Source organism: Furfurilactobacillus siliginis (genome assembly GCF_001437435.1).
Classification (GTDB): Bacteria; Bacillota; Bacilli; order Lactobacillales; family Lactobacillaceae; genus Furfurilactobacillus; species Furfurilactobacillus siliginis.
Window position 1 is genome coordinate 18,865 of record NZ_JQCB01000006.1, and the last position, 25,568, is coordinate 44,432.

General features: G+C 46.8%; 22 protein-coding genes. 2 read left to right on the plus strand and 20 right to left on the minus strand.

Going from position 1 to position 25,568, the window contains the following annotated elements:
- Nucleotides 1-96: 96 nt before the first annotated feature.
- The 6 genes from IV55_RS05455 to IV55_RS05480 all read right to left on the minus strand — a co-directional run bounded on the left by IV55_RS05455 (nucleotide 97) and on the right by IV55_RS05480 (nucleotide 5,955).
- On the minus strand, nucleotides 97-1,089 hold the full coding sequence (locus tag IV55_RS05455; protein WP_057810148.1) for a ribose-phosphate diphosphokinase: 993 nt from the start codon (nucleotides 1,087-1,089) through the stop codon (nucleotides 97-99).
- A gap of 86 nt (nucleotides 1,090-1,175) precedes the next feature.
- The gene (glmU, locus tag IV55_RS05460) at nucleotides 1,176-2,558 is read right to left on the minus strand and encodes a bifunctional UDP-N-acetylglucosamine diphosphorylase/glucosamine-1-phosphate N-acetyltransferase GlmU (protein WP_057810150.1); all 1,383 of its coding nucleotides are present in this window, start codon (nucleotides 2,556-2,558) and stop codon (nucleotides 1,176-1,178) included.
- A gap of 12 nt (nucleotides 2,559-2,570) precedes the next feature.
- Nucleotides 2,571-3,407 (minus strand): pur operon repressor, encoded by an 837-nt coding sequence (gene purR / locus IV55_RS05465; RefSeq protein ID WP_057810152.1) that lies wholly within the window; start codon nucleotides 3,405-3,407, stop codon nucleotides 2,571-2,573.
- A gap of 140 nt (nucleotides 3,408-3,547) precedes the next feature.
- On the minus strand, nucleotides 3,548-4,345 hold the full coding sequence (locus IV55_RS05470) for a metal ABC transporter permease (protein ID WP_057810154.1): 798 nt from the start codon (nucleotides 4,343-4,345) through the stop codon (nucleotides 3,548-3,550).
- Nucleotides 4,338-5,042 carry a metal ABC transporter ATP-binding protein gene (locus IV55_RS05475; RefSeq protein ID WP_057810156.1) on the minus strand — a complete coding sequence of 235 codons (705 nt, stop codon included), beginning with the start codon at nucleotides 5,040-5,042 and terminating at the stop codon, nucleotides 4,338-4,340. Before IV55_RS05475 ends, IV55_RS05470 begins: the two co-directional genes overlap by 8 nt.
- Nucleotides 5,043-5,055: 13 nt before the next feature.
- The gene (locus IV55_RS05480; RefSeq protein ID WP_146993627.1) at nucleotides 5,056-5,955 is read right to left on the minus strand and encodes a metal ABC transporter solute-binding protein, Zn/Mn family; all 900 of its coding nucleotides are present in this window, start codon (nucleotides 5,953-5,955) and stop codon (nucleotides 5,056-5,058) included.
- A 122-nt stretch (nucleotides 5,956-6,077) separates the two neighbouring features.
- Between IV55_RS05480 and IV55_RS05485 the strand changes: the two genes are divergently transcribed.
- Together IV55_RS05485 and abc-f are read left to right on the plus strand one after the other, a co-directional pair.
- Complete coding sequence (locus IV55_RS05485) at nucleotides 6,078-6,482, plus strand: hypothetical protein (protein WP_057810158.1); 405 nt, start codon at nucleotides 6,078-6,080, stop codon at nucleotides 6,480-6,482.
- 333 nt (nucleotides 6,483-6,815) lie between these two features.
- Complete coding sequence (gene abc-f, locus IV55_RS05490; protein ID WP_225425849.1) at nucleotides 6,816-8,267, plus strand: ribosomal protection-like ABC-F family protein; 1,452 nt, start codon at nucleotides 6,816-6,818, stop codon at nucleotides 8,265-8,267.
- A gap of 211 nt (nucleotides 8,268-8,478) precedes the next feature.
- Here abc-f and ispE read toward each other — a convergent pair whose 3' ends face one another.
- The 14 genes from ispE to IV55_RS05560 all read right to left on the minus strand — a co-directional run.
- Entirely contained in the window at nucleotides 8,479-9,375 is an 897-nt protein-coding gene (ispE, locus tag IV55_RS05495) for a 4-(cytidine 5'-diphospho)-2-C-methyl-D-erythritol kinase (protein ID WP_237756165.1), read from the minus strand.
- Nucleotides 9,376-9,612: 237 nt separating this feature from the next.
- Nucleotides 9,613-9,852, minus strand: a complete 240-nt coding sequence (locus IV55_RS05500; protein WP_057810164.1) for a Veg family protein — start codon at nucleotides 9,850-9,852, stop codon at nucleotides 9,613-9,615.
- A gap of 201 nt (nucleotides 9,853-10,053) precedes the next feature.
- The gene (gene rsmA, locus IV55_RS05505) at nucleotides 10,054-10,956 is read right to left on the minus strand and encodes a 16S rRNA (adenine(1518)-N(6)/adenine(1519)-N(6))-dimethyltransferase RsmA (RefSeq protein ID WP_057810166.1); all 903 of its coding nucleotides are present in this window, start codon (nucleotides 10,954-10,956) and stop codon (nucleotides 10,054-10,056) included.
- Nucleotides 10,957-10,982: 26 nt separating this feature from the next.
- Nucleotides 10,983-11,531 carry a ribonuclease M5 gene (rnmV, locus tag IV55_RS05510; RefSeq protein ID WP_057810168.1) on the minus strand — a complete coding sequence of 183 codons (549 nt, stop codon included), beginning with the start codon at nucleotides 11,529-11,531 and terminating at the stop codon, nucleotides 10,983-10,985.
- The gene (locus tag IV55_RS05515; RefSeq protein WP_057810170.1) at nucleotides 11,531-12,310 is read right to left on the minus strand and encodes a TatD family hydrolase; all 780 of its coding nucleotides are present in this window, start codon (nucleotides 12,308-12,310) and stop codon (nucleotides 11,531-11,533) included. The genes rnmV and IV55_RS05515 overlap by 1 nt, the downstream gene beginning before the upstream one ends.
- A gap of 19 nt (nucleotides 12,311-12,329) precedes the next feature.
- On the minus strand, nucleotides 12,330-14,369 hold the full coding sequence (metG, locus tag IV55_RS05520) for a methionine--tRNA ligase (protein WP_057810172.1): 2,040 nt from the start codon (nucleotides 14,367-14,369) through the stop codon (nucleotides 12,330-12,332).
- A 129-nt stretch (nucleotides 14,370-14,498) separates the two neighbouring features.
- Entirely contained in the window at nucleotides 14,499-15,347 is an 849-nt protein-coding gene (locus tag IV55_RS05525; RefSeq protein ID WP_057810174.1) for a DUF72 domain-containing protein, read from the minus strand.
- 84 nt (nucleotides 15,348-15,431) lie between these two features.
- On the minus strand, nucleotides 15,432-15,752 hold the full coding sequence (locus IV55_RS05530; protein ID WP_057810175.1) for a hypothetical protein: 321 nt from the start codon (nucleotides 15,750-15,752) through the stop codon (nucleotides 15,432-15,434).
- 87 nt (nucleotides 15,753-15,839) lie between these two features.
- Nucleotides 15,840-16,550 (minus strand): NAD-dependent protein deacylase, encoded by a 711-nt coding sequence (locus IV55_RS05535; RefSeq protein WP_057810177.1) that lies wholly within the window; start codon nucleotides 16,548-16,550, stop codon nucleotides 15,840-15,842.
- 12 nt (nucleotides 16,551-16,562) lie between these two features.
- The gene (locus IV55_RS05540) at nucleotides 16,563-17,528 is read right to left on the minus strand and encodes a hypothetical protein (protein ID WP_057810179.1); all 966 of its coding nucleotides are present in this window, start codon (nucleotides 17,526-17,528) and stop codon (nucleotides 16,563-16,565) included.
- Nucleotides 17,529-17,555: 27 nt separating this feature from the next.
- Complete coding sequence (locus IV55_RS05545) at nucleotides 17,556-18,818, minus strand: 3-hydroxy-3-methylglutaryl-CoA reductase (protein WP_057810181.1); 1,263 nt, start codon at nucleotides 18,816-18,818, stop codon at nucleotides 17,556-17,558.
- A 19-nt stretch (nucleotides 18,819-18,837) separates the two neighbouring features.
- The gene (locus IV55_RS05550; RefSeq protein ID WP_057810183.1) at nucleotides 18,838-19,776 is read right to left on the minus strand and encodes a Ppx/GppA family phosphatase; all 939 of its coding nucleotides are present in this window, start codon (nucleotides 19,774-19,776) and stop codon (nucleotides 18,838-18,840) included.
- 33 nt (nucleotides 19,777-19,809) lie between these two features.
- Complete coding sequence (gene trpS / locus IV55_RS05555) at nucleotides 19,810-20,832, minus strand: tryptophan--tRNA ligase (protein ID WP_057810185.1); 1,023 nt, start codon at nucleotides 20,830-20,832, stop codon at nucleotides 19,810-19,812.
- 472 nt (nucleotides 20,833-21,304) lie between these two features.
- Nucleotides 21,305-25,568 (minus strand): MBG domain-containing protein (locus IV55_RS05560; protein ID WP_162260731.1); only part of this gene is annotated, 4,264 nt, incomplete at its 5' end.

Consider the following 25,568-nt stretch of genomic DNA (forward strand, 5'->3'; position numbering starts at 1 on the left):
AAACTTGCTAATGACCTGGCATTGGAGGACACAGCCCCCCTTTCCGCTGCAAAACAAAAAGCCCAGTGCATGTGCACTGAGCTTAGATACCAAATGTTAATCAGTCGCGGCATCGCGATTCCGACGAAAACGTGTCCGGAATAATGGGCTAACTGGTTTGTTTTCATTAATGCGCTTGATTGCATCCCCAACCAGCGGTGCGATTGAAACTTGCACCAACTTGTCAAAATGCTTGTCGGCAGGTAAGTTGATTGAATCGGTCACGATCACTTGTTTGAAAGGTGATTCCTGCAACCGTTCAACAGCAGGGCCAGACAACACAGCATGCGAACAACAAGCATAAACTTCTTCAGCGCCTGCCTTCATTAAGGCTTTAGCACCTAATGTGATGGTTCCAGCTGTATCAATCATGTCATCAATCATGATACATTTCTTACCTTTGACATCACCAATGATGTTCATGATTTCGGCAACATTGGCCTTCGGACGGCGTTTGTCGATGATGGCAATTGGTGCCTTCAAGAATTCAGCTAATGCCCGGGCACGTGTCACCCCACCATGATCAGGTGAGACAACTACGGCATTTTCAGCAATGTGGTTGGTGATGAAGTAGTCAGCTAATAGTGGTGCAGCCATCATGTGGTCAACTGGAATATCGAAGAAACCTTGAATTTGTGCGGCATGTAAATCAAGCGCAAGTAAGCGTGTGGCACCTGCTTTTTCAAACATGTCAGCAACTAGCTTAGCCGTGATTGGTTCGCGTGAACGTGCCTTACGGTCTTGTCTTGCGTAACCGTAGTAAGGAACTACCAAATTGATGGTGTTCGCACTCGCACGACGTAATGCATCAATCATAATCAACAATTCCATCAAGTTATCGTTGACGGGAGCGGATGTTGATTGGATCAAGTAAACATTGTCGCCTCGAACACTTTCTTCGATGTTGATACGAATCTCACCGTCACTAAAACGGTCAACAGAGGTCTTTCCAAGCTCGACCCCCACTTCTTCAGCAATCTTTTCCGCCAGAGGACGGTTGGAATTTAGAGCGAAAATCTTGAGTTTCGGGTCAAAATATTGAGTTGCCATGTTTCCTCCACATGAATGTTTTTTCTCAATCAGCTCTTACATAAACTAATCGTACTCATTAAAGAATGTTAACGCAACTACACTGACTACTTATCTTCTGGCTTATGTGGCAATTTAGCCCAGTAATCAGCTTTATTCGTTTGCCGTGCACGGGCGATGGCCATGTCATGCTTGGCGACATCGTTGGTAATCGTTGAACCAGCGGCGATAAACGAGTGATCGGCCACATTTAATGGCGCAACCAGATTCGAGTTACTGCCAATAAAGACATGGTCACCAATCACTGAATCGTGCTTGTTGACGCCATCGTAGTTGACGAACACAACACCACAACCAACGTTGATATCAGTACCAAGTTCCGCATTACCAACATAGGTCAAATGACCAACCTTGGTCCGGTTTCCAATTGTCGCCTTCTTAACTTCCACGAAGTTACCAAGGTGCACGTCTTCGCCGATATGTGATTCTGGGCGTAAATGACTCATTGGTCCAATGTTAGAACCGGTGGCCATATCACTGTCTTCAATAAAGGAGGACGTCACGGTCACACCATCAGCAATCGTACTGTCACGAATTTCTGAGTTGGCTCCAATATAACAATCTTCACCGATAACCGTATTGCCCTTTAACTGAACATTTGGCTCGATGATGGTGTCTGAACCAATCTTAACGTTCACATCGATATACGTATTTTCTGGATCAATAAAAGTTACACCGTTTGTCATGTGCATTTCGTTGATCCGTCGGCGCATCACTTTAGTCGCAGTTGCCAATGCCTTACGGTCATTAACCCCCATTGATTCACTAAAGTCACTCATCCGGTAAGCGCCAACCCGTTCACCAGCCTGCTTCAGGATTTCAATCACATCAGTTAAGTAATATTCGCCTTGGGCGTTAGTGTTTTTGACTTGGTGCAAGGCATCAAATAAAGCCTTGTTATCAAAGACATACACACCGGTGTTGATTTCTTGAACAGCCGCCTCTTCAACGGAAGCATCCTTTTGTTCAACAATCTTTTCTACTAAGCCAATGTCATTACGAATTAAGCGACCATAACCAGTTGGATCTGGTGCGATCGATGTCAGGACAGTAGCCACATCACCTTTAGCTTCATGATAATCAAACAACTTTTGCAATGTCTCTGCGCGGAACAATGGGGTATCACCACTCATAATCAGTGTCATCCCATCTTCTTCACCTAACAAAGGTTCCGTTTGTAAAACCGCGTGTCCCGTACCTAATTGCTTTTCTTGCATCACATACTGCGTCCGATCGCCTAATTGCTTGCGAACATCATCTGCCCCAAAGCCGACGACCGTGACAATATGATCCATGTCTGTTTGTTCAATTTGGGTCAATACGTGTTCGACCATGGTTTCACCGGCAATGCGGTGTAACACCTTGTACAGCTTCGAACGCATCCGTGTTCCTTTACCAGCAGCTAAAATAATTGTGTTCCGTGATGGCATCTTTCCAGTCTCCTATCTTTCGTTACCAAACACCCGCTCTAAGTAATCACCAGGTGTGGCTCTAATTGGTTCCACTTCGCTCTGCAACGTTTCGATGTGTAACAAAGCAGTGAAGTTTTCTGATTGACGTTGACCACTGAAACGGCCTTCACCAAAGACAGTTACACCGACCACTTCACTATCTAATTCGCGTACTAAACTGGCTAAACCAGAGATGGTTCCGCCGCCTTTCACAAAGTCATCCACGATTAAGACCTTCGAATTTGCAGGCAATGCGCGCTTTGAAATCTGCATCTTTTCGATGGCAGTTGACGAACCAGAAACATAGTTCACACTCACGGTTGCCCCATCTGTAATAGCCCCATCTTGACGCGCAATCACAAATGGCACGTTCAATTGTTCGGCGACAGCTTGAGCCAAAGGAATTCCCTTAACTGAAACAGTCAACACACGGTCAATCGTTTGATTCATGTACTGTGTGGCGATTAAGCGCCCTAACTGCCGTAAAACGGCAGGTTCGCCTAACAAGTCAGACAAATAGACATAGCCACCGGGCATCACCCGATGAGAATCAGACACCTTTGCACATAATTCAGCAATGTAGGCTTCGGCATCTTCCTTCAAAATGTACGGAATAAACCGTGCCCCACCTGCAGCACCAGGCAGTGTTTCAAGTAACCCTGTCCCGCGTTCCTGAAAGGTGCGTTTTAAAATTGTAAGATCTTCACTAATGGAAGACTTTGCTGATTCATACCGATCGGCAAAAAACGATAGTGATATCAACGTCCGTGGACGTTCTAGCAAAAATCGTGTCATGTCGATCAAGCGATCTGATCGTCTAACTTTCATCCCGTAACTACCTCAACCTCAGTTTAATTTTTAATGATCGCAAAATGCGTTCTTTCCTTGATTAATAATAGCACAACGTTCGTGAATTCAGGATAGTTCGCACGAAAAAAGCGCCCATAACGGCGCTTTTTCATAATGATTTAATTTCGTGCTGCTAAATGGTTCGCACCGATGCCGATAAAGTAAATCAAGACCTCAATCACAGCAATGAAAAATGACACTGGCCAGTTGGTCCAGTAGCTGATTGCAATCCCTAACCAAACGCCAATCAAGGCAAAGAGAATGGACAGTCCGATCATGCTACCCACCCCATGGGCAAAGTACTTGGCTGCTGCCGCGGGCAAGGTTAATAAGATGAAGATCAATAATGAACCAACGATCTGTGCGGCAACGCTCACAGAAAATGCCAATGCGATTAAGAAAACGCTCGCTAACAATGTCTGATGGACCCCGGCAACTCGTGCGCCGACGGCATCAAATGAATCAAACTTTAAGGGCCGGTACAGACCAAGAATCACCAGTAAGACCACGATGGCTAAGACTGCCACCTCAACGACTTCTGTTCGGCTAATACCAATCACAGATCCAAATAAAATATTTGTCGCCGAACTCGCATTTTGATTCGACAATGATAGAAATAAAATTCCCAGACCAATTGCCAATGCAGAAATCGACGTAATCGATGATTCACGCCGCGAAGGTTTACTACTAAGCTGACCAACAGCCACGGAACTGACCGTGGTAAATGCCAGCATCCCCGCTAACGGCGTCCAGCCGACAAACAACCCGAAAGCGGCACCGGCAAAGCCGATTTCAGATAGCGTATGGGTCAAAAAAGGCATGTTTCTGGCAACGACAAACACACCCACAACGCCACTCACAATGGCAATAATCGTACCTGCCATAAAGGCATTTTGCATAAATGGATAATTAAGCATGCGCCGCCTCCACAACATTCTCGTCCAGTTCCGCAATCGTTCCCGTCTGATACTGACCAGGCTGCATCAATAAAAAGTTCGTTGAATACTGCTTTGTTAACGGTAGATCATGGGTCACAAAGAGCACAGCCGCATTAGTTTGCTCCTGATAGTTCTTCACTAATTCCAACAATTCATACTTCATATTATTATCAAGGCTGGCCGTTGATTCATCTAACATCAACAGTTGTGGTTGCCGAATCAATGCCTGAGCTAAATAGGCTTTTTGTAGTTCACCACCAGAAACGCGTCCCAACGGTGTTCGCGCAATCCGCGTTAAATCCGTCATGGCTAACGTTGAGGCGACCTGCTTTCGTTCAGCAGCTGTCCACCAAGGTGTCAAACGGTTGGGCAAGGCTAACCCGACAAATTCCCGCACCGTCAATGGATACTCCGCATCAACGTTTCTAAATTGCGGTACATAGCCGACTGTAACGCCCTGCCGACTTGGATAATAATTCACACTACCCGCAGTCGGCCGTAACTGTCCGAGTAAAATCTGAACCAGCGTCGTTTTACCGACCCCGTTTTCACCCAGAACACTTAAAAATTCACCTTGTTTCAAGTCAAACGTCAGGTCATGAAAAACACGCTTTTGTCGAAACGCCATAGCAAGTTGATCAACTGATAAAACAGTGTTTGTTGCTGATGTGGTCATGTCGTTGATCCTCCTACCGATTCTTATTCAATGCTTGTTGAAGTGCAGTCGTCTGTTTAGTCATCCACTGGCTATAGGTCTGATGTGCTGGTAGTGTTTCAGTCACTTTGATCACTGGCACACCCGCTTTTCTGGCAGTAGCAGTCATGTCATCAACCACCCGTTGTGAGTTTTGAACATTAACTACCCAAACGGCAATCCGATGCTGCTTTAACGCCTTCGTCAGGTGAGCAATATCAGCCGGTGATGGATCAGTGCCTTCCTCAACCGCCCGTGCGAAATGATCGTTAGTGACGCGTAAACCAGCAGCCTGCAACGTATCGTTCATCACAGGCTCGCTGACGGCCACTTTTTTACCCTGTGCTTGCGCTTTAATCGCAGCCACTTGGTCTTGCCACGGCTTTAATGTCGCTAAATATCGCTGTGCATTTTTCGCGAAAAGTTGCTTATTCCGCGGCTGCAATTTACTGAATCGTTGAACTAACGCATCAGTCAGCCGGTTCATCGTCTTCGGGGCATACCACACATGTGGGTTGTCGCCGACTTTACGGTGAAGCAGCCGTTCACCAACATTGATCGTCACGTTTTGCTGATCATTGGCCGCAACGACTTTGTGCAGCCAGTCGTCATAGCCCAGACCGCTTTCGATCACGACGTCTGCATCAGCGACTTGCCGAGCGGTTCTCGTTGTGGGTTCAAAGTCCTCAGCGTCGATACTTGGACTGTTGATTATGGCTGTCGCCGTTCCCTGCGTACCCAACACGGCCTGAGCCGTCTCCGCGTAGAAATCAAGGGAGCTGACCACTTCGATGTGACGCGAAGCTGCTTGACCAGTTTGAACAAGTCCCATGAGTGTTGAAACTATCGTAACCATAATTAATGCTATAATGCGATGTAATGATTTGCGTTCCATGAAACATGTCCTTTCCGGTGTTTATGTTTTAAAATGTAATGGTTACTGTTTAACAGTTTACCCAAGTACATTCGTGAATGCAATTAGAAAATAAACCTGCACACATTCCTTAAGGAGTTTTTATGAGTCTTAAATTAACCTTTCATCACATTGGAAAACCTGTCGACTTGGCCACAATCAAAGATAATCCGGCTGTTAAGTACGCCGAAATCTATGACATGTATTCCTTAGATCAACGTAACGAACTTGGCATCCCCATCGAACTACATGCGTTTGGACCAGCTACAACGTTAGACCCAGCCATCATTTCGCAAACACACGTGGCCTTTAAGGTTGACGATATCCATACTGCATTAACTGATCAACAGATTATTATGCCGTTGTATCAACCATTCGCCGGCTACCAATGCGCTATGATTATGTTAAACCATGTTCCTGTTGAACTGATTGAAACAACCTTGTCCGAAGCCGAAATTTGGGGCGATGGTCCATTTCATGACAGCATCTTGTATCCAGAAAACCGGTAGTCCTTGACAGGATTTCAAAATTCCCTTAAAGTAACACCAATCGAACTTTCAGAAAAAAACGGAGGACTTCAGCCAATGCGCAACTAAGCTTTGTTTCGAACAACTACAACATACTCACCCTAGGAATCTTTTCGAAGAGTCCCTACTTCTGTATGTTGTCTTTGTTCAGCACGGCTTGGTGCATGGCGAAGTCCTTTTTTGCTGTCCATTTTTGGTCGCGCTGCATCTGCGTCCAGTAATGGACTGTTTTTAGTTGGAGGTATTGTCCAATGAAATTCCGCACACTTACAGTAGCACTGTCACTTTTGTAAGGAGGAATGCCTTTTGTTTATTATGCAAGCGCACGACCTGAGTATCACTCGCCAAGCACAATCATTATTTACCATCGACCAGCTCGTCATTAACGCTGGGGATCGCATCGGATTGATTGGTGCAAATGGCGTTGGTAAAACAACCCTGATTGATTTACTAACGGGAAAACTAATGCCTGACACTGGGACCATTGACGTCTCTGTGCAGCCCACGTTTGTCGCACAATTACACGATGTCTCAACGCAAAGCGGTGGCGAACAAGTTAAGGCGGCGATTTTAGCAGCACTACGAGAACAGCCAGAATGGCTCATTTTAGATGAACCTAGCGCAAACCTAGACATCGACAATCAGGCCTGGTTGATTCAACAGTTACAGCGATTTAACGGGACATTATTGCTAATTGCCCATGATCGTCATTTATTAAATGCCGTGACTGACACCACCTGGGAATTAGCCGACCAGCAGCTGACCACCTTTGCTGGGAATTATGATGCCTTTATGATTGCTAAAGATGCGCAACAGTCCCATCAACAAGCTGCCTACCAAGTTTACCAACAACAGAAGCGTAAACTCGCCGACGCCGCTCGTAAGAGAACGGAACGCGCGAATAGAATCGCCAAACCTAACCCCAATAAACACAGCAACAATGAATTAAAAGATATCAAAATGCAGTTGAAGAATAATCAAGGTAAGATGACCAAAGCAGCCCGTGTCATGAATGAACGTGCCGACAATTTAACGGCCGTGGCAAAACCGAAAACGCAGGCACCGATGACATTACGCGCTGAACAATTTGTCAGCCTTGGTCGTCACACACCGATTCGTGTAGATCATTTGAAATTATCGGCTGGTGCAAAAGCTTTAAGTGGCGATGTAACCTTCACGATTAACGCAAATGAACGTGTCGCCATCACGGGTCCCAATCAAGTTGGTAAGACAACCCTACTACGGGTCTTGCTAGCCAACGACGCTGCCGCAATTCACATTAATTCGCAGGTTCGCTTTGGCTATTTTGATCAAAATATGCAACATTTAGACCTGAATAAAACTATTTGGGATACGGTCAACGAAACCTCGCAACAAGAAGAATCCACCCTGCGCACAATTCTGGCAGAATTTGGTTTCACGGCGACAATGCTCCCCCACCCAGCACAAGCACTGAGTGGCGGTCAACGGGTGAAGTTAGCATTGGTCCAAGTGCTAGTCAGCGAGGCAAACGTCCTCATCCTAGACGAACCTACTAACTACTTGGACTTACCAACAATGACGGCGCTGGAACAATTCTTGAGCACCTACCCTGGAACAGTTTTGTTCGTCTCGCATGACCAAGAATTCGTTAAACATGTCGCAACCAGAACGCTGACGCTATCGAAAAATGGCTTACATGATTTAACTCAAACTAAGACAACTCACAAAACCAGTGAGGAAAGAGCAGCCGCAGATGAGGCGCTGTTGAATATGTTTAGAGCGTGAGCAGACCCGTTTTGATCACGAGCAATTGCAGGCAGGGCGGTAGGCGTCGTGAAACGACACCGGACGGTCGGCAGGCAATGCACAGTAATCAGGGTCTGCGAACGCGTTTCCGCTATATAACAGCACCTCCCACCAAAAAAGCTGATTCAATCATCTCACCCGAGATAATTGAATCAGCTTTTTAAACTACTCTTACAATTCTGATGCCCGCCTACATCGTCTCCACCGAATTCACAATCGGTGGCAAACTCAACGGTCGCACCACATAAACCTCACGACAAAAACCAGCCAGCCCATTGGCAACATGCTGCGCCCGTGATTGCTTCTTGCACAACCCAAACACTGTTGGACCAGTCCCACTCATTTCTGCAGCATCAGCTCCGAAATGCAGCATTTTTTCTTTGATATGCGTGATGGTTGGATGTTGTCGTGCCGTAATCGGCGTCAATACATTGGCCACATTCGCACAGATACCTTCGTAATCACCTGCATTAATTGCCGTCAATAAATCCGTTGGAACCGTGTGCGCTAGTTTTTCATAGTTAACCTGTCGCAGCAATGCTGGTGTAGAAACACTAATCTTCGGTTTCGCAATGACAATCCACATTGCCGGTAGCTTCGGCAAAACATCGATCTTTTCGCCGCGCCCCGTCACGTGAGCCGTTTGACTCCACACGCAATATGGCACATCCGCGTCAATCTGTAGACCCAGTTCACACAATTCTGTTTGCGTGAGTCCCAGTTGCCAAATATCGTTTAACCCCCGTAAAACGGCCGCCGCATCGGATGAGCCACCACCCATTCCAGCCGCTACCGGAATGTGCTTTTCGATGTGAATATTGACTGCTTCTCTCTGACCAAATTTAGTTGCCAGTAGGTGGGCCGCTTTGTACGCTAAGTTTCTGTGATCATTTGGCAAAAAGCCGCTATCTGTGGTCACTTTGATTCGTCCGTTCTTACCGAGCGTCTTAATTGCCACATAGTCAGCAAGGTCAACCGAGGTCATGACCATATCCCATTCTTCATCGCCATTAGCGTGATGAAACGGGGTGTCCAAAGCCAAATTCAACTTGGCTGGCGCTTTTTCTAAACGTTCCGTGGGTCTCACCCCCATTATCCATAAAATTATTAATGTAAGTATATTACAGTCTCTTAGTTGTCGTCTATAGTTCACCTTCACACGGTGCTTCATCATCCATATACGTAGAAAATGTTCATAAATCCAAAGCAAACTCGCACTCTACTCAACACAATCTTTTAGTGACCCGATTCATTTCATAAACAAAAAATAACGTCTACCATTTTTATCTGGTAGACGTTATTTTTTTAGATTTCACAGTCGACATTAATCTTCGTCGAAAGCAATTTCAATATTCTTTGTTAACACATCTGTGTAACTGTAAGAGACTCGTTCAAATGAGTTCTCCTCTTGATCGAGGTCAACTACAAAAACAGCCGGATACGTTTCGCGCAGAGTGCCACGACGCTTGGTCACCTTTTTGCGACCGGCTTGAGCTACCACCATGAGTTTTTCACCCAATTTGGCGTCCAGCTTAGCCTTGATGCTCTGTAATGTTACTGGCATGCAATTCACCTCACATGCATAACAGTATAGCATGGTCAAGACCAATTTGCAATTATGTCAGAGAGTGAGTCAACCTGGTCTGATTCCGAGCAATTGCAAGGACGGTGGTAGTGGCTTTAGCCACGGACAGCGGCTAGTCAATGCACAGGAATCAAGGTTGGCAAGCTCGTTTCCACTATCTAACAGCACAGCCCCTACCCCCTAAAACACCTCATGCCCATGCAACACGTTCGTCAGCGCAATAAATTCCTCCAACGACAGCCGTTCCGCCCGGATCCCCTGGTCAATGCCCAAGTCAGCTAAACTAGCAGCCAAAGCTTCTTTAGTCGCAGGTGCTTTTCCAAAGATACTTTGCAGATTATTCCATAAACTCTTCCGGCGGTGTTCAAAGCAACCGCGGATCAACCGGAATAATGCTGCTTCAGTGAACGGTAATTCCGCTAATGGTTCACGAGGCGTCAGCGTCACGATGGCAGAGTCAACGTTTGGTTGAGGAATAAAGGCTGTCCGTGCCACTGTAAAGGCAATTTTGGCCTGCATCTTATATTGAACAGCCAACGTAAGTGCCCCATATGCCTTGGTGCCAGGTTGTGCGCTTAAACGTTCAGCGACTTCCTTTTGCATCATGACAACGATGGCAGCAAAATCAACTGGTGCACTCACTAACCCCATCAAAATGGGCGTCGTGATGTAATACGGCAGGTTGGCAACAACTTTAACCGCTTTGGCACCTGGTAGGCGCGAAGCAATTTCATCTTCAATGTTAACCTTCAAGATATCAGCGTTCACGACTTCAATGTTGTCATATGGTAACAGTGTGTCAGCCAGAACCGGAATCAAATTACGGTCAATTTCAAATGCCAGTACACGATGTGCGTGACGCGCAAGCTGTTCAGTTAACGCACCAATCCCAGGGCCCACTTCGATGACGTCGTCTTCATCGGTGATGTCGGCGGCTTGCACGATGTTGGCTAAAATATTGGTATCAGATAAAAAGTTCTGACCCAAGCTTTTCTTAACCGCGATGCCATAGGTGTTCATGATGGCACGGGTGCGGACTGGGTTGGCAATGTCAGGCGTGTTTGCCTGGTTTGTGTTACTCATGCATACTCCTCATTTACGTTCAAAAGTTACTTTAATTGCGCAACGGCCTGATCAAAATCAGCCCGTGAAACTTGAAATAGCTGTAGCCGTTTCAATAGCTGTTTACCGTTGACGTAGCCTAGGTTCAGTAAAACGCCAAGTTGCTCGCGGCGCTTGCGTGACTCAGGTTGACCGACCAACCGTGCTGCTAATAAATCATGTTGAAAAATCACTGGTTCGTACTGACTGGCGCCACCAGATAAACGCGTCAATGCGGTGCGAATGACCGTTGGATCAGCATGTTCCACACCCAGGCTGCCACCGGCATTCGTCGGCACACCCTGCTTTTTAGTGATAAAGGCATGTTTAGCATCAGGAACAGCATCACTGATCAACCGGCGAATCCGTTCCCCATTAAAGTCAGGATCAGTCAAGACGATGACACCACGGGTTGCCTGCAGTTTTTTGATTTGCTCGAGCATTGCTTTATTAACTGCTGACCCATTTGTTTCAAACGTATCAGCTTCAACTGCCTGCGCAATCCGTTTAGTATCGTCCTTGCCTTCAACGACAAGGACTTCTTTTAGCTTTGCCATTAGTCCTCAATCCCAAAGAACCGATTCGTATTCGCAAAAGTTGCCTCAGCAATACTCAGTGGCGTTGCTTCACGCAGCTTCGCAATTGCGGCTACCGTGAAGGCCACGTTAGCAGGTTCATTTTGTTCACCCCGATGCGGTTCAGGTGTCAGATAAGGTGCATCTGTTTCCACTAACATGCGATCAAGTGGCGTCGCGCGCACTGAATCATGAACCTCATGCGTGTTCTTAAAACTGGCCACCCCAGAGTAAGAAATCATCATGCCTAAATCCAGGAAGTGCTTGAGCCATTCCGGATCACCATTAAAGCTGTGCATAACGCCACCAATATCACGGATATCAGCATCCTTCAAGATTTTGTAGGTGTCTTCAAATGCATCACGATTATGGATGACCACTGACAAGCCAAGGTCTTTCGCAATCGCCAACTGACGCGCAAACAGCTTCTTTTGATCATCCACAACAGCATCCAAATTATCAACATGATAATCCAGACCAATCTCACCAAGCGCAAGCACACGGTCATCTTGAAGCTGGCCAATCAGCGTTTCTTCCGCTGGTTTGTTATAAGTGGCAACCTCTTCCGGGTGCCAACCAATTGCAGCCCACATATTTTCATAACGATGGGCCAATGCAATGGCGCGCTCGTTTAGCTGGGCCTCAGAACCAACATTCATGATTCGCGTAACGCCGGCCGCCTGGGCATGTTCATTGTAAGAAGCAACATCCTCGTAAAAGGCATCGTCATTCAAATGTGTGTGTGAATCAAAAATTTCCATTTATCTTTACCTTTTTAAACTAACCGAGGACATCCCCGTTGTTCAATTCATTCGGCACAATCACCAATGTAACCTTGCCGTCACGTTCAGTGGACAACAACATCCCCTGACTAATTTGACCACGCATCTTCCGTGGCTTCAAATTCGTAACAGCTAACACTTTTTTACCAGTCAGCTTTTCATAATCTGGGTACCATTCGTGGATACCAGACAAGATCTGCCGGTTTTGTTGATCACCGGCATCTAACCGGAATTGCAACAATTTATCAGCACCTTCAACAGGCTTTACTTCAATAATTTCAGCAACCTTCACTTCACTCTTGTCAAAGTCTTCAAACTTGATTTCTGGCTTCGTCAGATCAAGCGTGACATTTTCAGGTTCCCATTTTGCATTAGCCGCTGCAGCCATCGCTGACCGACCTTTCTGCTTATCTGATTTCGTCATCTGGCCTTGGATAAAGTCAGTTTCTACCTCAGCATCTAACCGTGGGAAGATTGGTGTCCCTTTGGCAACGACATGACTGTTAACCGGTAAACCAGCTAATGATAAGCCTTCAATTTGCATGTCTTCAGGCTCAGTCGACAACCCAAGTTGCGTCAAGATTTCCTTTGGTGCATGCGTCATAACAGGCTGTAGTAACAGAGCAATGACCCGCAAGCTAGCCACTAAATGGCTCATTGCAGCCGCCAAACGGTCCTTGTCGCCAGCCTTTTCGTCTTTAGCTAAGACCCATGGTTCCGTCTCATCAATGTATTTGTTTGTCCGTGCGACAAGCTTCCAAATAGCTGAAAGGGCGTCAGAGAAATGCAAGCTTTCCATCAAGTCATGGTATTCAGCAATGACATCAGCTGCCGTTTGTTCCATATCTGCATCAGGACCGTTCACACCACTAACAAACGCGGGCACCACGCCGTCAAAATATTTGTTAACCATGGCAACTGTCCGGTTCAATAAGTTTCCAAGATCGTTGGCCAAGTCGTAGTTAACCTTGGCGACAAAGTCTTCTGGTGTAAAGTTCCCGTCATTTCCGAACGGCATCGCTTTTAATAAGTAATAACGTAAAGCATCTAAGCCGTAGCGTTCCACCAAAGTATCTGGATAGATAACGTTACCCTTAGACTTACTCATCTTGCTGTCTTTCATCAACAACCAGCCGTGACCAATCACATGCTTTGGCAAAGGTAAGCCCAATGCATGCAACATGATTGGCCAATAAATGGTGTGGAAACGGACAATTTCCTTACCAACCATCTGCACGTTAGCAGGCCAGTATTTATTGAAGTTACTTTCATCTTTGCTGGCATAGCCAAGCGCCGTAATATAGTTAGACAATGCATCGATCCATACGTAAATAACGTGCTTAGGGTCTGTCTTAACCGGCACGCCCCAGGTGTAACTGGTACGTGAAACAGACAGGTCTTCAAGACCTGGTTCCAGGAAGTTTTTCACCATTTCGTTCATCCGTGTGTTCGGGATGATGAAATCTGGATGTTCCTTGTAGTAAGTCATCAGCCAGTCGGAGTACTTACTCATCTTGAAGAAGTAAGATTCCTCATCAGTCCACACGACATCATGCCCAGATGGTGCTTGCCCACCGGTCACGTTACCATCGGCATCATGATAAACTTCAGCAAGTTGTGATTCCGTAAAGAACTCTTCGTCATCAACGGAGTACCAGCCCTCATAACGCCCTTTGTAAATATCACCTTGGTTCAACAGGCGGTCAAAGATCTCTTGCACAGCTGCTTCGTGTTCATCGTCGGTCGTCCGAATGAACTTGTCATTACTGATCTCCAGCAATTTCCACAGGTCTTTAATGTCTTTGGCCATGCCGTCGACATATTCCTTTGGTTGTTTGCCAAGTGATTCAGCCTTTTCTTCGATCTTTTGACCGTGTTCATCAGTCCCAGTCAAAAAGAACACGTCGTTGCCCATTAGGCGACGGTAACGTGCCTCAGCATCCACGGCAATCGTCGTGTATGAGTTACCGATATGTAATTTACCCGAAGGATAGTAAATCGGGGTTGTAATGTAATAGGTTGGTTTTTTATCTGCCATAAATGTGTTCGCTCCTTTGGTTCGATGTTCATAAAACGCCGGTCTATCCGGCACCAAACCCGCTTGTTAGTCTGAATAAGTATACCATAGCACTTTGTTTCGTTTGGGAACTTTCTCAAAGCAAGTTTTCTAAAATAAATCTAGCTGTGTCGGACCTAAGCCAGTGAATTTTAAACCAAGTTCATCGCGTAGCTGCTCCGCATTCTCAGCCGCATCTCCATGACCATTATTGTTAAAAATCACATAGACATGATCGACAGTTTCCGCAACTTGTTGCACCGAACGCGCCAACCGTTGAATCTCAGCCATCGTGTAATGATAATTTGTCCGTTCAACCTGCCAACTACCTTCGCGACTGAGCCACCCTTTTTTATTTTGCCCATGCAGTCGAAAATAGGCGGTGGTCGGCGTCGTCATGATTGGCATAAATGGCACACCTTGATTGCCATCAAATGGTTCGTCAGCAATGACATACGTTATCTGCAAGCTTTTCAAGTAGTCTTGAACATCCGACCACACACCTTCGGCATACCAACTGGGGTCACGAAATTCAACGGCCACCGGTAAATCACCCATGCGCAACCGCACATCGCGTAAATACTGAATGTGTTCCACGCTGCGGGTAAAGTACGGTGGAAATTGAAACAGAATCGTTGCTAACTTCTCAGCTTTCACCAATGGTGCTACAGCGCGCCGAAACTGAGCGAAGGTTTGCCATCGCACATCATCCGTAATTGGCTCACCATGCCCATCGTCGTGACGGGTCATGGATTGATGTGCCTTTAAAATATATTTGAACCCATCCGGTGCTTGGGTTGTCCAGTTAGTCACCGCTTTAACCGTCGGCACGCCATAAAACGGATTGTCTAATTCGACCAGCGGAAACGTTCCCGCATATTCATCAAACCGCACCGGACGGTCTTCATCATGAATCAAATGTGGATGTCTGGTCCAGGTAGAAAGCCCAATTGTAATCATGGAAATCTCCTTAAGAAAAAAGCGGGCAGCGTCTTCGTTAGTTAACGAATCCGGCCGCCCGCATTAATATTAAATGTCTGTCGTTTATTTAAACTGCCGCACTAAGTTACTTTCTTCTTCAGATAACTTCATGCCCTTCAATGTACTGATCAACACGAGTCCCTGACGGCGGTAGTTCCCACGGATGCCAGAAAATGACCAACTGATAATCGCAAACAGCATGGTAACGATGCCGGCATTGCCGCGATCCATCGCAACACCAAACAACATTGCTGGTTGTGCACCAAAGAATACCTGCCATGCACCATAAAACATCAGCATGTCAAAAATTAGTTGGAGTCGGTTCATCCACCGCATCTGTGAAACTAATCCACCTAAGCGTACAAACACATCATCACGATTCATTCTGTCACCCGCCTTTCCCTTACTATGGCTCAATTGTAAGAAACAACGCACGAAAACGCAATTGATTTATCCTCATGTGGTAAACAATTATTTGCCAGCCAACTCGCTGAAGAATGCTTTTGCATCCCCTGTGTATTGCGCGGTGACACTGCCAGCCGGAATCGGTTCGTTATTCACGACGACCAACTGTGTGCCAGGGCGCCGATAGTTAATCAATCCGGCAAACGGATACACCTTAAACGACGTGCCCACAATGACAATCAAGTCGGCTGCTTCCACAGCCTGAACAGATTGCTGCAGCGCCTTTTCTGCAATCCCTTCGCCGTACAACACGATTCGTGGCCGAATCACACCATGGTCAGGGTCATGATACATACTTTTCATGTAGTCATGCCAATCGACAGACTGCTGGTCGCTCGTGCAGTAACAATCATACAGATTGCCATGAAATTCAACGACCTGCTGGTTGCCAGCTTGACGATCTAAACCATCGACATTTTGCGTAATTAGGCTCGCACGCCCTGCATTACAGAGTTTCGCAATTTGCTCATGAATCACATTTGGCTTTGCGTCTGGAAAATACATATTGTCCTTCACAAAAGCGTATAACAGTTCTGGTTGTTGTACCAAACAGTCATGGCTCAACAGATACTCTGGTGGTAAGCCATGGAATTTGTCCGCATACAAACCGTCTTTAGACCGATAGTCTGGAATGCCAGACGCTGTCGACACGCCGGCACCAGTCATAAAAGTCACATGTTCGGCGTTTTGAATCATTGTTTGAATCGATGTGGTCATAAACTGCCTCGTTTAGTCCCGAATACTGTATGGAATGTGTTGTTGGTCAAAGAACGCTTTCACCGACATGTCATACACATCTTTAAAGTAACTTGCTGAATCATTCTCCGCGTCCTCTGGCGGCGTCAGTACAAACGCGTTTTGCCGATCAGAACGATTCAAGCCTACATAAGCCCGTTTGCCAGTCTGCCGGTTCTGCAAATCAGAGTGAAACACTTCAAATAGTTGCCGCATTTCTAACCGTAACTGACGGTCACTCAAAACACTCGTCATCGTTGCAAATTCGGTACTGTGCAATGGTGGCAAGCCCCAAGCAACCAGTTGCTCGTCGAATGCCTTGAATAAACGAACCAATGAACGCCGCATTCCAAATGGTGTCTCAGCTGACTTAGCCGTCAACACAGCATACAGCTTTTGTGCCGCCGCAAAGGTAATCGGGAAGTTGGTCGTTAACTCAGTGGCATGTTTGTCAATGTCAGCGCCATAAAAGACACAAGCATCCAACAAAACAAGCAACCGCAGCGCATTTTGCGCGTCATCTTGTTGCCCATCCTCAGGGTCAATCGTGGCAAAGATTCCGTCATAATACTGGCTGGCAACCGTCTCATCAATCAGGTCGTGCCCAGCTAATGCCGGAAAGATCACCTGGTGGTTGGCAACGTTAAACAGCTGTGTGGCTAATGCCATCAACTGGCCATCCAATTCAGTATCCCCAAAAGTTAAATCAAACGAGACCTGTGGAAAGCCTTGCAACAACATCAGCAAGTGACTTAATTCATGTGCGGCCGAATACTGTGGCGCGGTGACATCATCCACCCAAATCAATAGGCGGTCCTTCAACACATGCTGTTGCACTTGATCATCACGCACATAGCCAGCATGCTTATCCCCGAACTGAACGGAAACCGTGCCTGGAAATAGTTCGTTGACTTGATCCAACAATGCTTGCACCGTTGGGATTAACTTAATGTTTGCCATTTATTTACCTCAATTTTGGTTATGTTTCTACTGCTCATTTAACTGGTTAACGATTCGTTTGGCCGCAGCTAAATCCGCGGTCGCCTGCTGCCCTAAAGCATCCACAACTTGTGGCACCTGTGTTGGTGTCGCCCCAGCTACCAATGCGAGGTTCCGATACTGCAAATGCATGTGTCCTTGTTGAATGCCCTCACTGACCAACGCCCGTAACGCAGCCAAATTCTGTGCTAATCCGACGGCCACCACTAATTGGTTTAGTGTTGCCACCGATGCTACCTGGCTAATCTGTTGATTAATCTTAGCCAGTGGCAACGAACCTGTTGCGCCACCAACCAAGCCTAAATGCATTGGCATGGTCAAAACACCTTCTAGTCGTTCATCTTGTAACGACCAGCGTGATAACCCGCGGTACTGACCGCTATGTGCGGCATAAGCATGCGCACTGGCTTCCACGGCGCGCCAGTCGTTGCCACTAGCAACAACGGCCGCGTCAACACCGTTCATGATGCCTTTGTTATGGGTGGTTGCCCGACTAACATCTAGTTGGGCAATATCGCTAGCCGCCACGATTCGTTTGGCCACTTGTAAACCAGCGGTGACGTTGCCTTTCGCAAGGTTCGCCACAGCCACTGTTACCGTCGCCGTCACCAAACTGCCTTGACCATCATTTGTCAAAATACTCATGACTGGATGTTGCTCCAGTACGTCCTGCAAATGATGGCCGAGCGCTTCAAGCATCCCGTTCATCATGTTGGCACCCATTGCCGCACCCGTATCGACGAATAAATCAACACTGACGAAGCCTTCGCCCAATGCACGGACGCGAATTTTCTTAGCGCCACCGCCATGGGTCAAAATGCTGGGATGCGCCGCATTCGCTAATGCCAGTAATGCATCTACTTGAGGGTCCACAAAACGACTAACTTCTGCCTGTGTGACCGTTTGGAAAACCACTTGGCCCATCAATAAATTAGTTGGCATGCTAGTGATAATCCCGGCACCTGTGCTGGTCATTTTACCACCATAACTTGCAGCCGCGATCACAGACGGTTCTTCAGTCACCATGGGAACCAAATAATCCTGGTCGTTCATGCGAATGGTCGCCGCTAGTCCAGTCGGCAATTGATAGTTAGTTAGATAGTTTTCAATGAGTAACGCATCACGCTCGTCAAAATGCGCCAGCAATTGTTGCTGGGATGACGAATCCAGCTGTCCTAATTCAGTTGCGACAGCCACACGTGCATCCCAATCCAGTTTACGAAAATTCCTCAACGATGCTGCTAGATTCATACGATCTAATACCTTTCGCCTAATCTTTATGGTATTGCGGCCGTTCACTTACATATTCAGAAACGATGCCTTCGCGCACACCGCTTTCAGAAAAAATCACCCGATCAGAATCCTGTAACTGCAGGAGTTCCACCAATGGCAACATCCCGCCAACGATGATGTCCGCACGATCATATTCCAGACCGTCAATATCCTGACGCTGAGAATTATTCTTCGAAAGCAGTGAATCAAAGGTATTAAACACCGTTTCCGTTTTTAAACGATAACCGTGAATATCTTCGACCCGCGCCATCTTCTGCGCTTTGCGATTAATCCGCGCCAACGTCCGGTTAGCCCCGCCGAGCAACACGATTGGTAAATGCATTGCTTCGCTGAGCCACCAAATATCCTGTAGACGTTTGCGAACAAACACCTGAGCAGAGAAAAGGTTACCTGCTGTAATAACGTCCCCAAAATGGAACTGTTCCGACAGATTGACCGCACCAAACGGCACACTGATCAGATTCTTGGCTTTACGGTCTGCCACATGAATCAGCTCGCAGCTAGCTCCACCAGTATCTAAAATCAGACAATCATCAATTGGCAACGCGTTAACTGCGCCGAGAAAGTCATAGTAAGCCTCGTCATCCCCGGATAACACGGTCAATTTCAGCCCCACCTCTTGTTGCACGCGATTCAGAAATTCAGTTTGGTTCACCGCTTGTCTAACTGCGGCAGTCGTAATCGCACGCACCGTTAACTTAGGTAAATCCTGATACATCTTCTTAAACCCAATCAATGCTTCGATGGTACGATCCATCGCCACTTTGGTCAGGCGCTTTTCGGCACCCATCCCCTCAGAGATACGGGTATCTTCCTTAATTCGTTTGACCTCTTTAAAGCTACCGTCCGCCTCGATCTGGGTAATGCCCATCCGCACGGAGTTTGAGCCAAGGTCCACAATGGCTAAATTTTCCATGATGCACTTTTGCCTCTTTCGTCTCCCCAGCAATTAGCGTTGGGTAAAGTAATTAATGCCCATGGCATCACGGACTTCTTGTAATGTCTGGTTCGCAATTTCGTTGGCGTGCTTTGAGCCAGCTTCTAAAACATCGTAAACATAGTCAAGATTCTCGGCAAAGTGTGCGCGGCGCTCACGGATTGGTGCCAGTTCAGCTTCTAATACTTCATTTAAATAACGTTTGATCTTCACGTCACCTAAACCACCAGCTTGGTACTGTGCCTTCAGTTCAGCAACCTTATCCTTATCTGGATCAAAGATATCTAAGTACGTGAATACGGTATTGCCCTCAACGTGTCCGGGATCGCTCACTTTAATGTGCTCAGGATCCGTGTACATCGACATGACTTTCTTCGTCACAGTTTCGGCATCATCGGATAGGTAAATAGCGTTGCCGAGTGACTTACTCATCTTGGCATTACCATCTAAACCAGGAATCCGACCCTGACCCTTAGGTGGAAAGACACCTTCAGGTTCAACCAAAATATCACCGTTATAGGCATTGTTAAATGAGCGCACCAGTTCCCGCGCTTGCTCTAACATTGGTTCCTGATCGTCACCGACTGGAACTGTTGTGGCTTTGAAAGCTGTGATGTCCGCCGTCTGACTAACTGGGTACGTTAAGAACCCTGCCGGGATACTTTGACCGAACCCTTTTTGGGCGATTTCACTTTTCACCGTTGGGTTACGTTCCAACCGTGCTAAGGTCACCAAGTTCAAATAGATCATCGTCAATTCATTTAACGCAGGAATCTGTGACTGCACAAAAATCGTCGACTTCTCTGGATCCAAACCGACAGCCAAATAATCTAACGTTACTTCCGTCAAACTCTTGCGGATCTTTTCAGGGTCACGCGCATTGTCAGTCAACGCCTGCATGTCAGCGATCATGACGAACGTATCGTAGTCGCCTGAGTTTTGCATCGCCACCCGGTTCTTCAGTGAACCTACGTAATGGCCGATGTGTAATTTACCGGTTGGACGATCACCGGTCAGAATAATTTTCTTTGTCATATCTTTCCTCCGTCGTGGTGGTCATCAATCGCCACCTGTTTACCTTTCCTAGTATACAAGATTCCGCGCCAACAAATAAGTGGTTCGTGTAATCTCCCTCGGATGGGTCTACATGGAGCAGGTCGGCCTGCTCCGGGATAAACACGAACTCGCTTTGCTCGTCGGCGAAAACTGACTGTCTCTCACCGTTCGGCCCTCGCGGAATTCTTCCGCAGTCCTCACTACGAGACGGTCAGTTTTCGCCATCGCGTTTACCCCGGTGCAGACCGAGTGTAAGTTGCCTTTGGCAACTTACACAAACCACACACAGTTTGAGTCCCGTACTAACACGCAGCAACCAAGAAGCTGTGTGCGAGTGGCGCAACGCAGAGCTAACACACTTATCCATGCAACCACACCCAGCCAATACAAAAAGCGGCACCGGTCCCAAGTTGCAGGATCGATGTCGCTTTCGTTTTGACAAAGTTAACGGTTAGTTTTCTTCATCATGTTTCTTGCGCCGTTTGAATCCGATCAAGCCAAGCAAGCTGGCCATCAATGTCAAACCGATACCGGCTGTCACTGATTGATCTTCTTCACCAGTGTGTGGCAATTCCTTAGCGGTCTTGCCACGCTGTCCAGTTGCGGGCACGTAAGCCTTACCAGGTTGCCCTGGAACCGGCGTTGGTGTCTGTGCGCCTGGAACATGTGGTGCTGGCGTGTTTGTACCTGGTGTTGGTGTCTCATGACCAGGCGTTTCAGTACCAGGTGTTGGTGTTTCTGGTTTCCCAGGAACAACCGGTGGCTGCGGTTCGTTTGGAATCTTCACGTAAACGACCGTTACCTGACCAGGTTCACCTGGAACATTTGGTACCACCGTCGTGACGCGGCGGTAACCCGGAATATCCGGAATGTTCGTAATCGGTTCACCTGGAATCCCAGTACCAGGAATGGTTGGCACATTTGGAATCGTGTGACCATCTGGCGTCTTTGGTACCACCGTGTAGTTAACGGTGTAGTACAAGGTAATTTCGTTGACTTGGTTTTCAACAAACGAGCCAGTTAATAGCTTGTCACTGCGGCTGAACGTGTAACCAGGAATGTTCAATTGATCAACATTGAAGTCAGTGTTGATCCGTCCAGTTAACCGTTGATCAGGGTGAATGGTCTTCCCATCCGTTCCATCAATCCGGTAATGAACGATGACCGTTCCTTCGATTGGCACGTAAACGACAGTCACTTCACCAGGATCATTTGGTACCTTTGGCACTTCGATCCGGTTGTAACCAGGAATGTTTGGCATCTCGATTGGTTCACCTGGGATACCGGTCCCCGTTACTGGTGGCACATTTGGAATGTGCTTGCCATCTGGTGTGACTGGTACCGCCGTGTAATCAACCGTGTACCGCAGGATCACGTTACCAGTTTCGTTACTAAACTCACCGGTCTTACCACCAACGATTTCCTTCAAGGTGTAACCCTTAAAGTTCATTTGGTCGACCGTGTAGTCAGTTCCGACTTCACCTTCTAGGCGAATCATTGGCCGCAATTCCTTACCAGTTCCTGCCACAATGTAGTGCACATTAACTGCACCGGCGTGAATTGGTGTTGGCGTGATTTCAAACGTTCCGTCAGTTACTTCCACGGTGTAGTTATCGTTATCCGTGTAAGTTGCGGTAATTGCGTACTTACCAACAGCTTCACCAGGTTTCCGGCTAACCGTGTAATCAAGGCTATCGCCTGGTACCACACCAGCTACCGAAGCAGTCAGGTCTGGATCAGTTGTACCTTGCACCTTGTGATTATCATTGACGATAATCTTAACCAGCTTCTTGTTCACGTCGTAAGTAGCAGTGCTACCTTCATCGGTAAACGTGTAGTTAGCGTCAGCCGTAATCTTGTTGATTGCTGCTTGGGTCAACTTAACCGTGTAATGACCAACGTTCTTAACATCTTGGTTAAAGATCAAGTCACCATTTTGCAACGTGTACGTGTTGCCGTTACTCAAGGTTACCCGGTAGGCAGCCTTCACGTCGTTGGCGTTGACAACCTTACCATCGTAAGTCTTGCTGTCAGTTCCAGTCAGTTTAAAGGTTGCTTCCTTTGGTACCGTCGCGGTGATGGTAAATACACCGGTCTTCGCCGTAATGTCATAGTTGTCATTTTGACCAACGTTGTTCACTTCAATCAAGTAGGTGCCAACTTCCTCACCAGGTGCCCGATCCACGTTGTAGTGAACCATGTCCCCGTTGACAAAGCCTTCAGTCGTTGCAGTCAAGACTGGATCGCTCGTGCCAGCAACCTTGCTGTTACTTGCAGCAGTAATCGTTGCAGGCCGCTTGTTGATGGTGTAGCTTGCATCTTCACCGGCATCGGTAAAGGTGTAGTTAGCATCACTCTTCGCAATCCGGTCCTTAGCAGCTGTCGTCAAGCTAACCACATAATGACCGGCATTCTTAACTTCATTGCCGAAGCTAAAGGTTAAGTCACCATCTGTTACTTGATAAGTGTTCCCGTTGCTCAAGGTAACTGTGTAGTGACCCTTCACGTCGTTCACATTCGTTGCTTGACCGTCATAAGTCTTCTCAGTGTTACCAATCAACTTATAGGTGGCCTCAGCAGGTGTGATGGTCAACTTACCAGGAACGGTTGTGATCGTGTAGTTAGCGTTCTGCGTTGATGTCACACCAATTGCATATTCACCAACGTTTGCGTTGTCAGCATTCGTAAAGGTGTAAGTGACCGTGTCGCCCTTAGCAGGTTGTCCGGTAATCGTACCAGTCAGACCACTAAATGGTTTGCCATCGTAAACCTTCGTTGCTGTTGGCGCTGTGATGGTGATTGGTGCTGGTGTGATCACGAACAGACCACTTTGAATGTCAGATGCATCGAAACTGTAGTTCTTGTTGGCATCTTGAATCTTCTTGATTCCAGCAGCACTCAACTTAACGGTGTAGTTACCAACGTTTTGACTGTTGATGCCAGTTAAATCAAAGTCACCAGCCGTTAGTGTTGGAACGACAAAGCCCTTGTAGTCGGTTGGTCCGACGACTGTGTAAGTCGTTGGATCAGTCGTCTTGTCACCGTCGTAAACCTTTGTGGCACCCTTGATCACGATTGACGTATTCAATGGGTTATTGTCACTTGGATTACCAGGATTAGCTGGTTTGCCAGGTTCGTTTGGTGTAGCTGGATCTAGTGGCTTAGGTGTAATTTCGTAAGTTGCCTTACCAGTAGCTTCACTGTAGTCATAGTTAGAATCAACTGCCTTAACGTGTACGATTCCGGCATCAGTCAACTTAACAGTGTAATCACCAACATTCTTAGCATCTTTATCAAAGGCTAAGTCACCGTCAACAGCAGTGTAGCTCTTGCCGTTATTCAAAGTAATCGTGTAACTACCCGTAACAGTGTTGATGTCAGTTGATTTCCCATCGTAAACCTTGTGTGCATCACCATCCAGCTTATAAGTTGCCTTCGCTGGTGTGATTGTGAAGTTAGCAGGAACTACTTTAACGTTATAGTTCTTATTCGTATCAGGGTTGACATTGATCGCATAGCGACCAACATTTTCACCTGTGACACGATCAACTGTGTACGTTAAAGTATCGCCCTTAACTAACCCAGAGTTGTTTCCTTCATTAAATAGTTCAACTGTTCCGGACAAGCTTGGATCCGTTGTACCAAAGGTCTTGCCATTGTCCTGAGCCGTAATGGTAACGTCTCGTTTGTTAACGATATACGTTGCGTCACTACCGTCATCGGTGAAGACGTAGTTAGCATCAGCTGCCTTAACGTGATCTTTACCCGCTTGTGTTAATACAACCGTGTAATTATCAACATCAGTAACAGCTGTGTTGAAGGCTAAATCACCATCTTGAAGCGTGTACTTGTCACCATTACTCAAAGTAACTGTGTAATGTGACTTAACATCATTAACGTTTACCGTCTGACCATCATAAGTCTTGTCGTCAGTACCAGTCAGCTTAAAGGTTGCTGCAACCGGATTGATGGTTAATGAACCTTTGGCCAGTGTCACAGTGTAGTTAGGGTTGGTGCCATTAGTGACATTGATGTCATAATGACCAGCCTTAACGATTTGACTAATATCAGTCAACGTATAGCTAACTGCAACACCCTTAGCAGGTTTTCCACTTACTGTTCCAGTAATAGTACCGTATGGTTTGCCATCGTAGTCCTTCGACACAGTTGGTGCCGTAATGGTAATTGGTGCTGGTGTAATCACGAATAAACCACTTTGGATATCTGCTGCCGTAAAGCTGTAGTTAGTGTTGGCGTTTTGAATCTTGGTGATTCCAGCAGCACTCAACTTGACCACATACTTGCCAACATTCTGACTGTTGATACCACTTAAGTCGAAATCATCAGCCGTTAATGCTGGAACGACAAAGTCTGTATAACCAGTTGGTCCAACAACCGTGTAGGTGGTTGGATCGGTACTTGCGTCCCCGTTATAAACCTTCGTGGCTCCCTTGATTACTAGCGACGTACTCAATGGATCATTGTCACTTGGGTTATCCGGCTTAGCTGGATTATCAGGCGTGTTTGGTGTTGCTGGATCTAGTGGCTTAGGCGTGATCGTCAACTTACCAGAAACAGGCGTGATCGTGTAATTACCATTAGCGTTAGCTGTTGGTGTTACATCAATCGTGTATTCCTTAACGTTCACATCTTTACTAATATCTGTCAGCGTGTAGTTCACATCAACACCGTTCGTTGGCTTACCCGTTACTGTT

Excerpts from the sequence above, each read along its gene's own strand:
- IV55_RS05455 (WP_057810148.1), bottom strand. The coding sequence starts at position 1,089 with ATGGCAACTCAATATTTTGACCCGAAACTCAAGATTTTCGCTCTAAAT.
- glmU (WP_057810150.1), bottom strand. The coding sequence starts at position 2,558 with ATGCCATCACGGAACACAATTATTTTAGCTGCTGGTAAAGGAACACGG.
- purR (WP_057810152.1), bottom strand. The coding sequence starts at position 3,407 with ATGAAAGTTAGACGATCAGATCGCTTGATCGACATGACACGATTTTTG.
- IV55_RS05470 (WP_057810154.1), bottom strand. The coding sequence starts at position 4,345 with ATGCTTAATTATCCATTTATGCAAAATGCCTTTATGGCAGGTACGATT.
- IV55_RS05475 (WP_057810156.1), bottom strand. The coding sequence starts at position 5,042 with ATGACCACATCAGCAACAAACACTGTTTTATCAGTTGATCAACTTGCT.
- IV55_RS05480 (WP_146993627.1), bottom strand. The coding sequence starts at position 5,955 with ATGGAACGCAAATCATTACATCGCATTATAGCATTAATTATGGTTACG.
- IV55_RS05485 (WP_057810158.1), top strand. The coding sequence starts at position 6,078 with ATGAGTCTTAAATTAACCTTTCATCACATTGGAAAACCTGTCGACTTG.
- abc-f (WP_225425849.1), top strand. The coding sequence starts at position 6,816 with ATGCAAGCGCACGACCTGAGTATCACTCGCCAAGCACAATCATTATTT.
- IV55_RS05500 (WP_057810164.1), bottom strand. The coding sequence starts at position 9,852 with ATGCCAGTAACATTACAGAGCATCAAGGCTAAGCTGGACGCCAAATTG.
- rsmA (WP_057810166.1), bottom strand. The coding sequence starts at position 10,956 with ATGAGTAACACAAACCAGGCAAACACGCCTGACATTGCCAACCCAGTC.
- rnmV (WP_057810168.1), bottom strand. The coding sequence starts at position 11,531 with ATGGCAAAGCTAAAAGAAGTCCTTGTCGTTGAAGGCAAGGACGATACT.
- IV55_RS05515 (WP_057810170.1), bottom strand. The coding sequence starts at position 12,310 with ATGGAAATTTTTGATTCACACACACATTTGAATGACGATGCCTTTTAC.
- metG (WP_057810172.1), bottom strand. The coding sequence starts at position 14,369 with ATGGCAGATAAAAAACCAACCTATTACATTACAACCCCGATTTACTAT.
- IV55_RS05525 (WP_057810174.1), bottom strand. The coding sequence starts at position 15,347 with ATGATTACAATTGGGCTTTCTACCTGGACCAGACATCCACATTTGATT.
- IV55_RS05530 (WP_057810175.1), bottom strand. The coding sequence starts at position 15,752 with ATGAATCGTGATGATGTGTTTGTACGCTTAGGTGGATTAGTTTCACAG.
- IV55_RS05535 (WP_057810177.1), bottom strand. The coding sequence starts at position 16,550 with ATGACCACATCGATTCAAACAATGATTCAAAACGCCGAACATGTGACT.
- IV55_RS05540 (WP_057810179.1), bottom strand. The coding sequence starts at position 17,528 with ATGGCAAACATTAAGTTAATCCCAACGGTGCAAGCATTGTTGGATCAA.
- IV55_RS05545 (WP_057810181.1), bottom strand. The coding sequence starts at position 18,818 with ATGAATCTAGCAGCATCGTTGAGGAATTTTCGTAAACTGGATTGGGAT.
- IV55_RS05550 (WP_057810183.1), bottom strand. The coding sequence starts at position 19,776 with ATGGAAAATTTAGCCATTGTGGACCTTGGCTCAAACTCCGTGCGGATG.
- trpS (WP_057810185.1), bottom strand. The coding sequence starts at position 20,832 with ATGACAAAGAAAATTATTCTGACCGGTGATCGTCCAACCGGTAAATTA.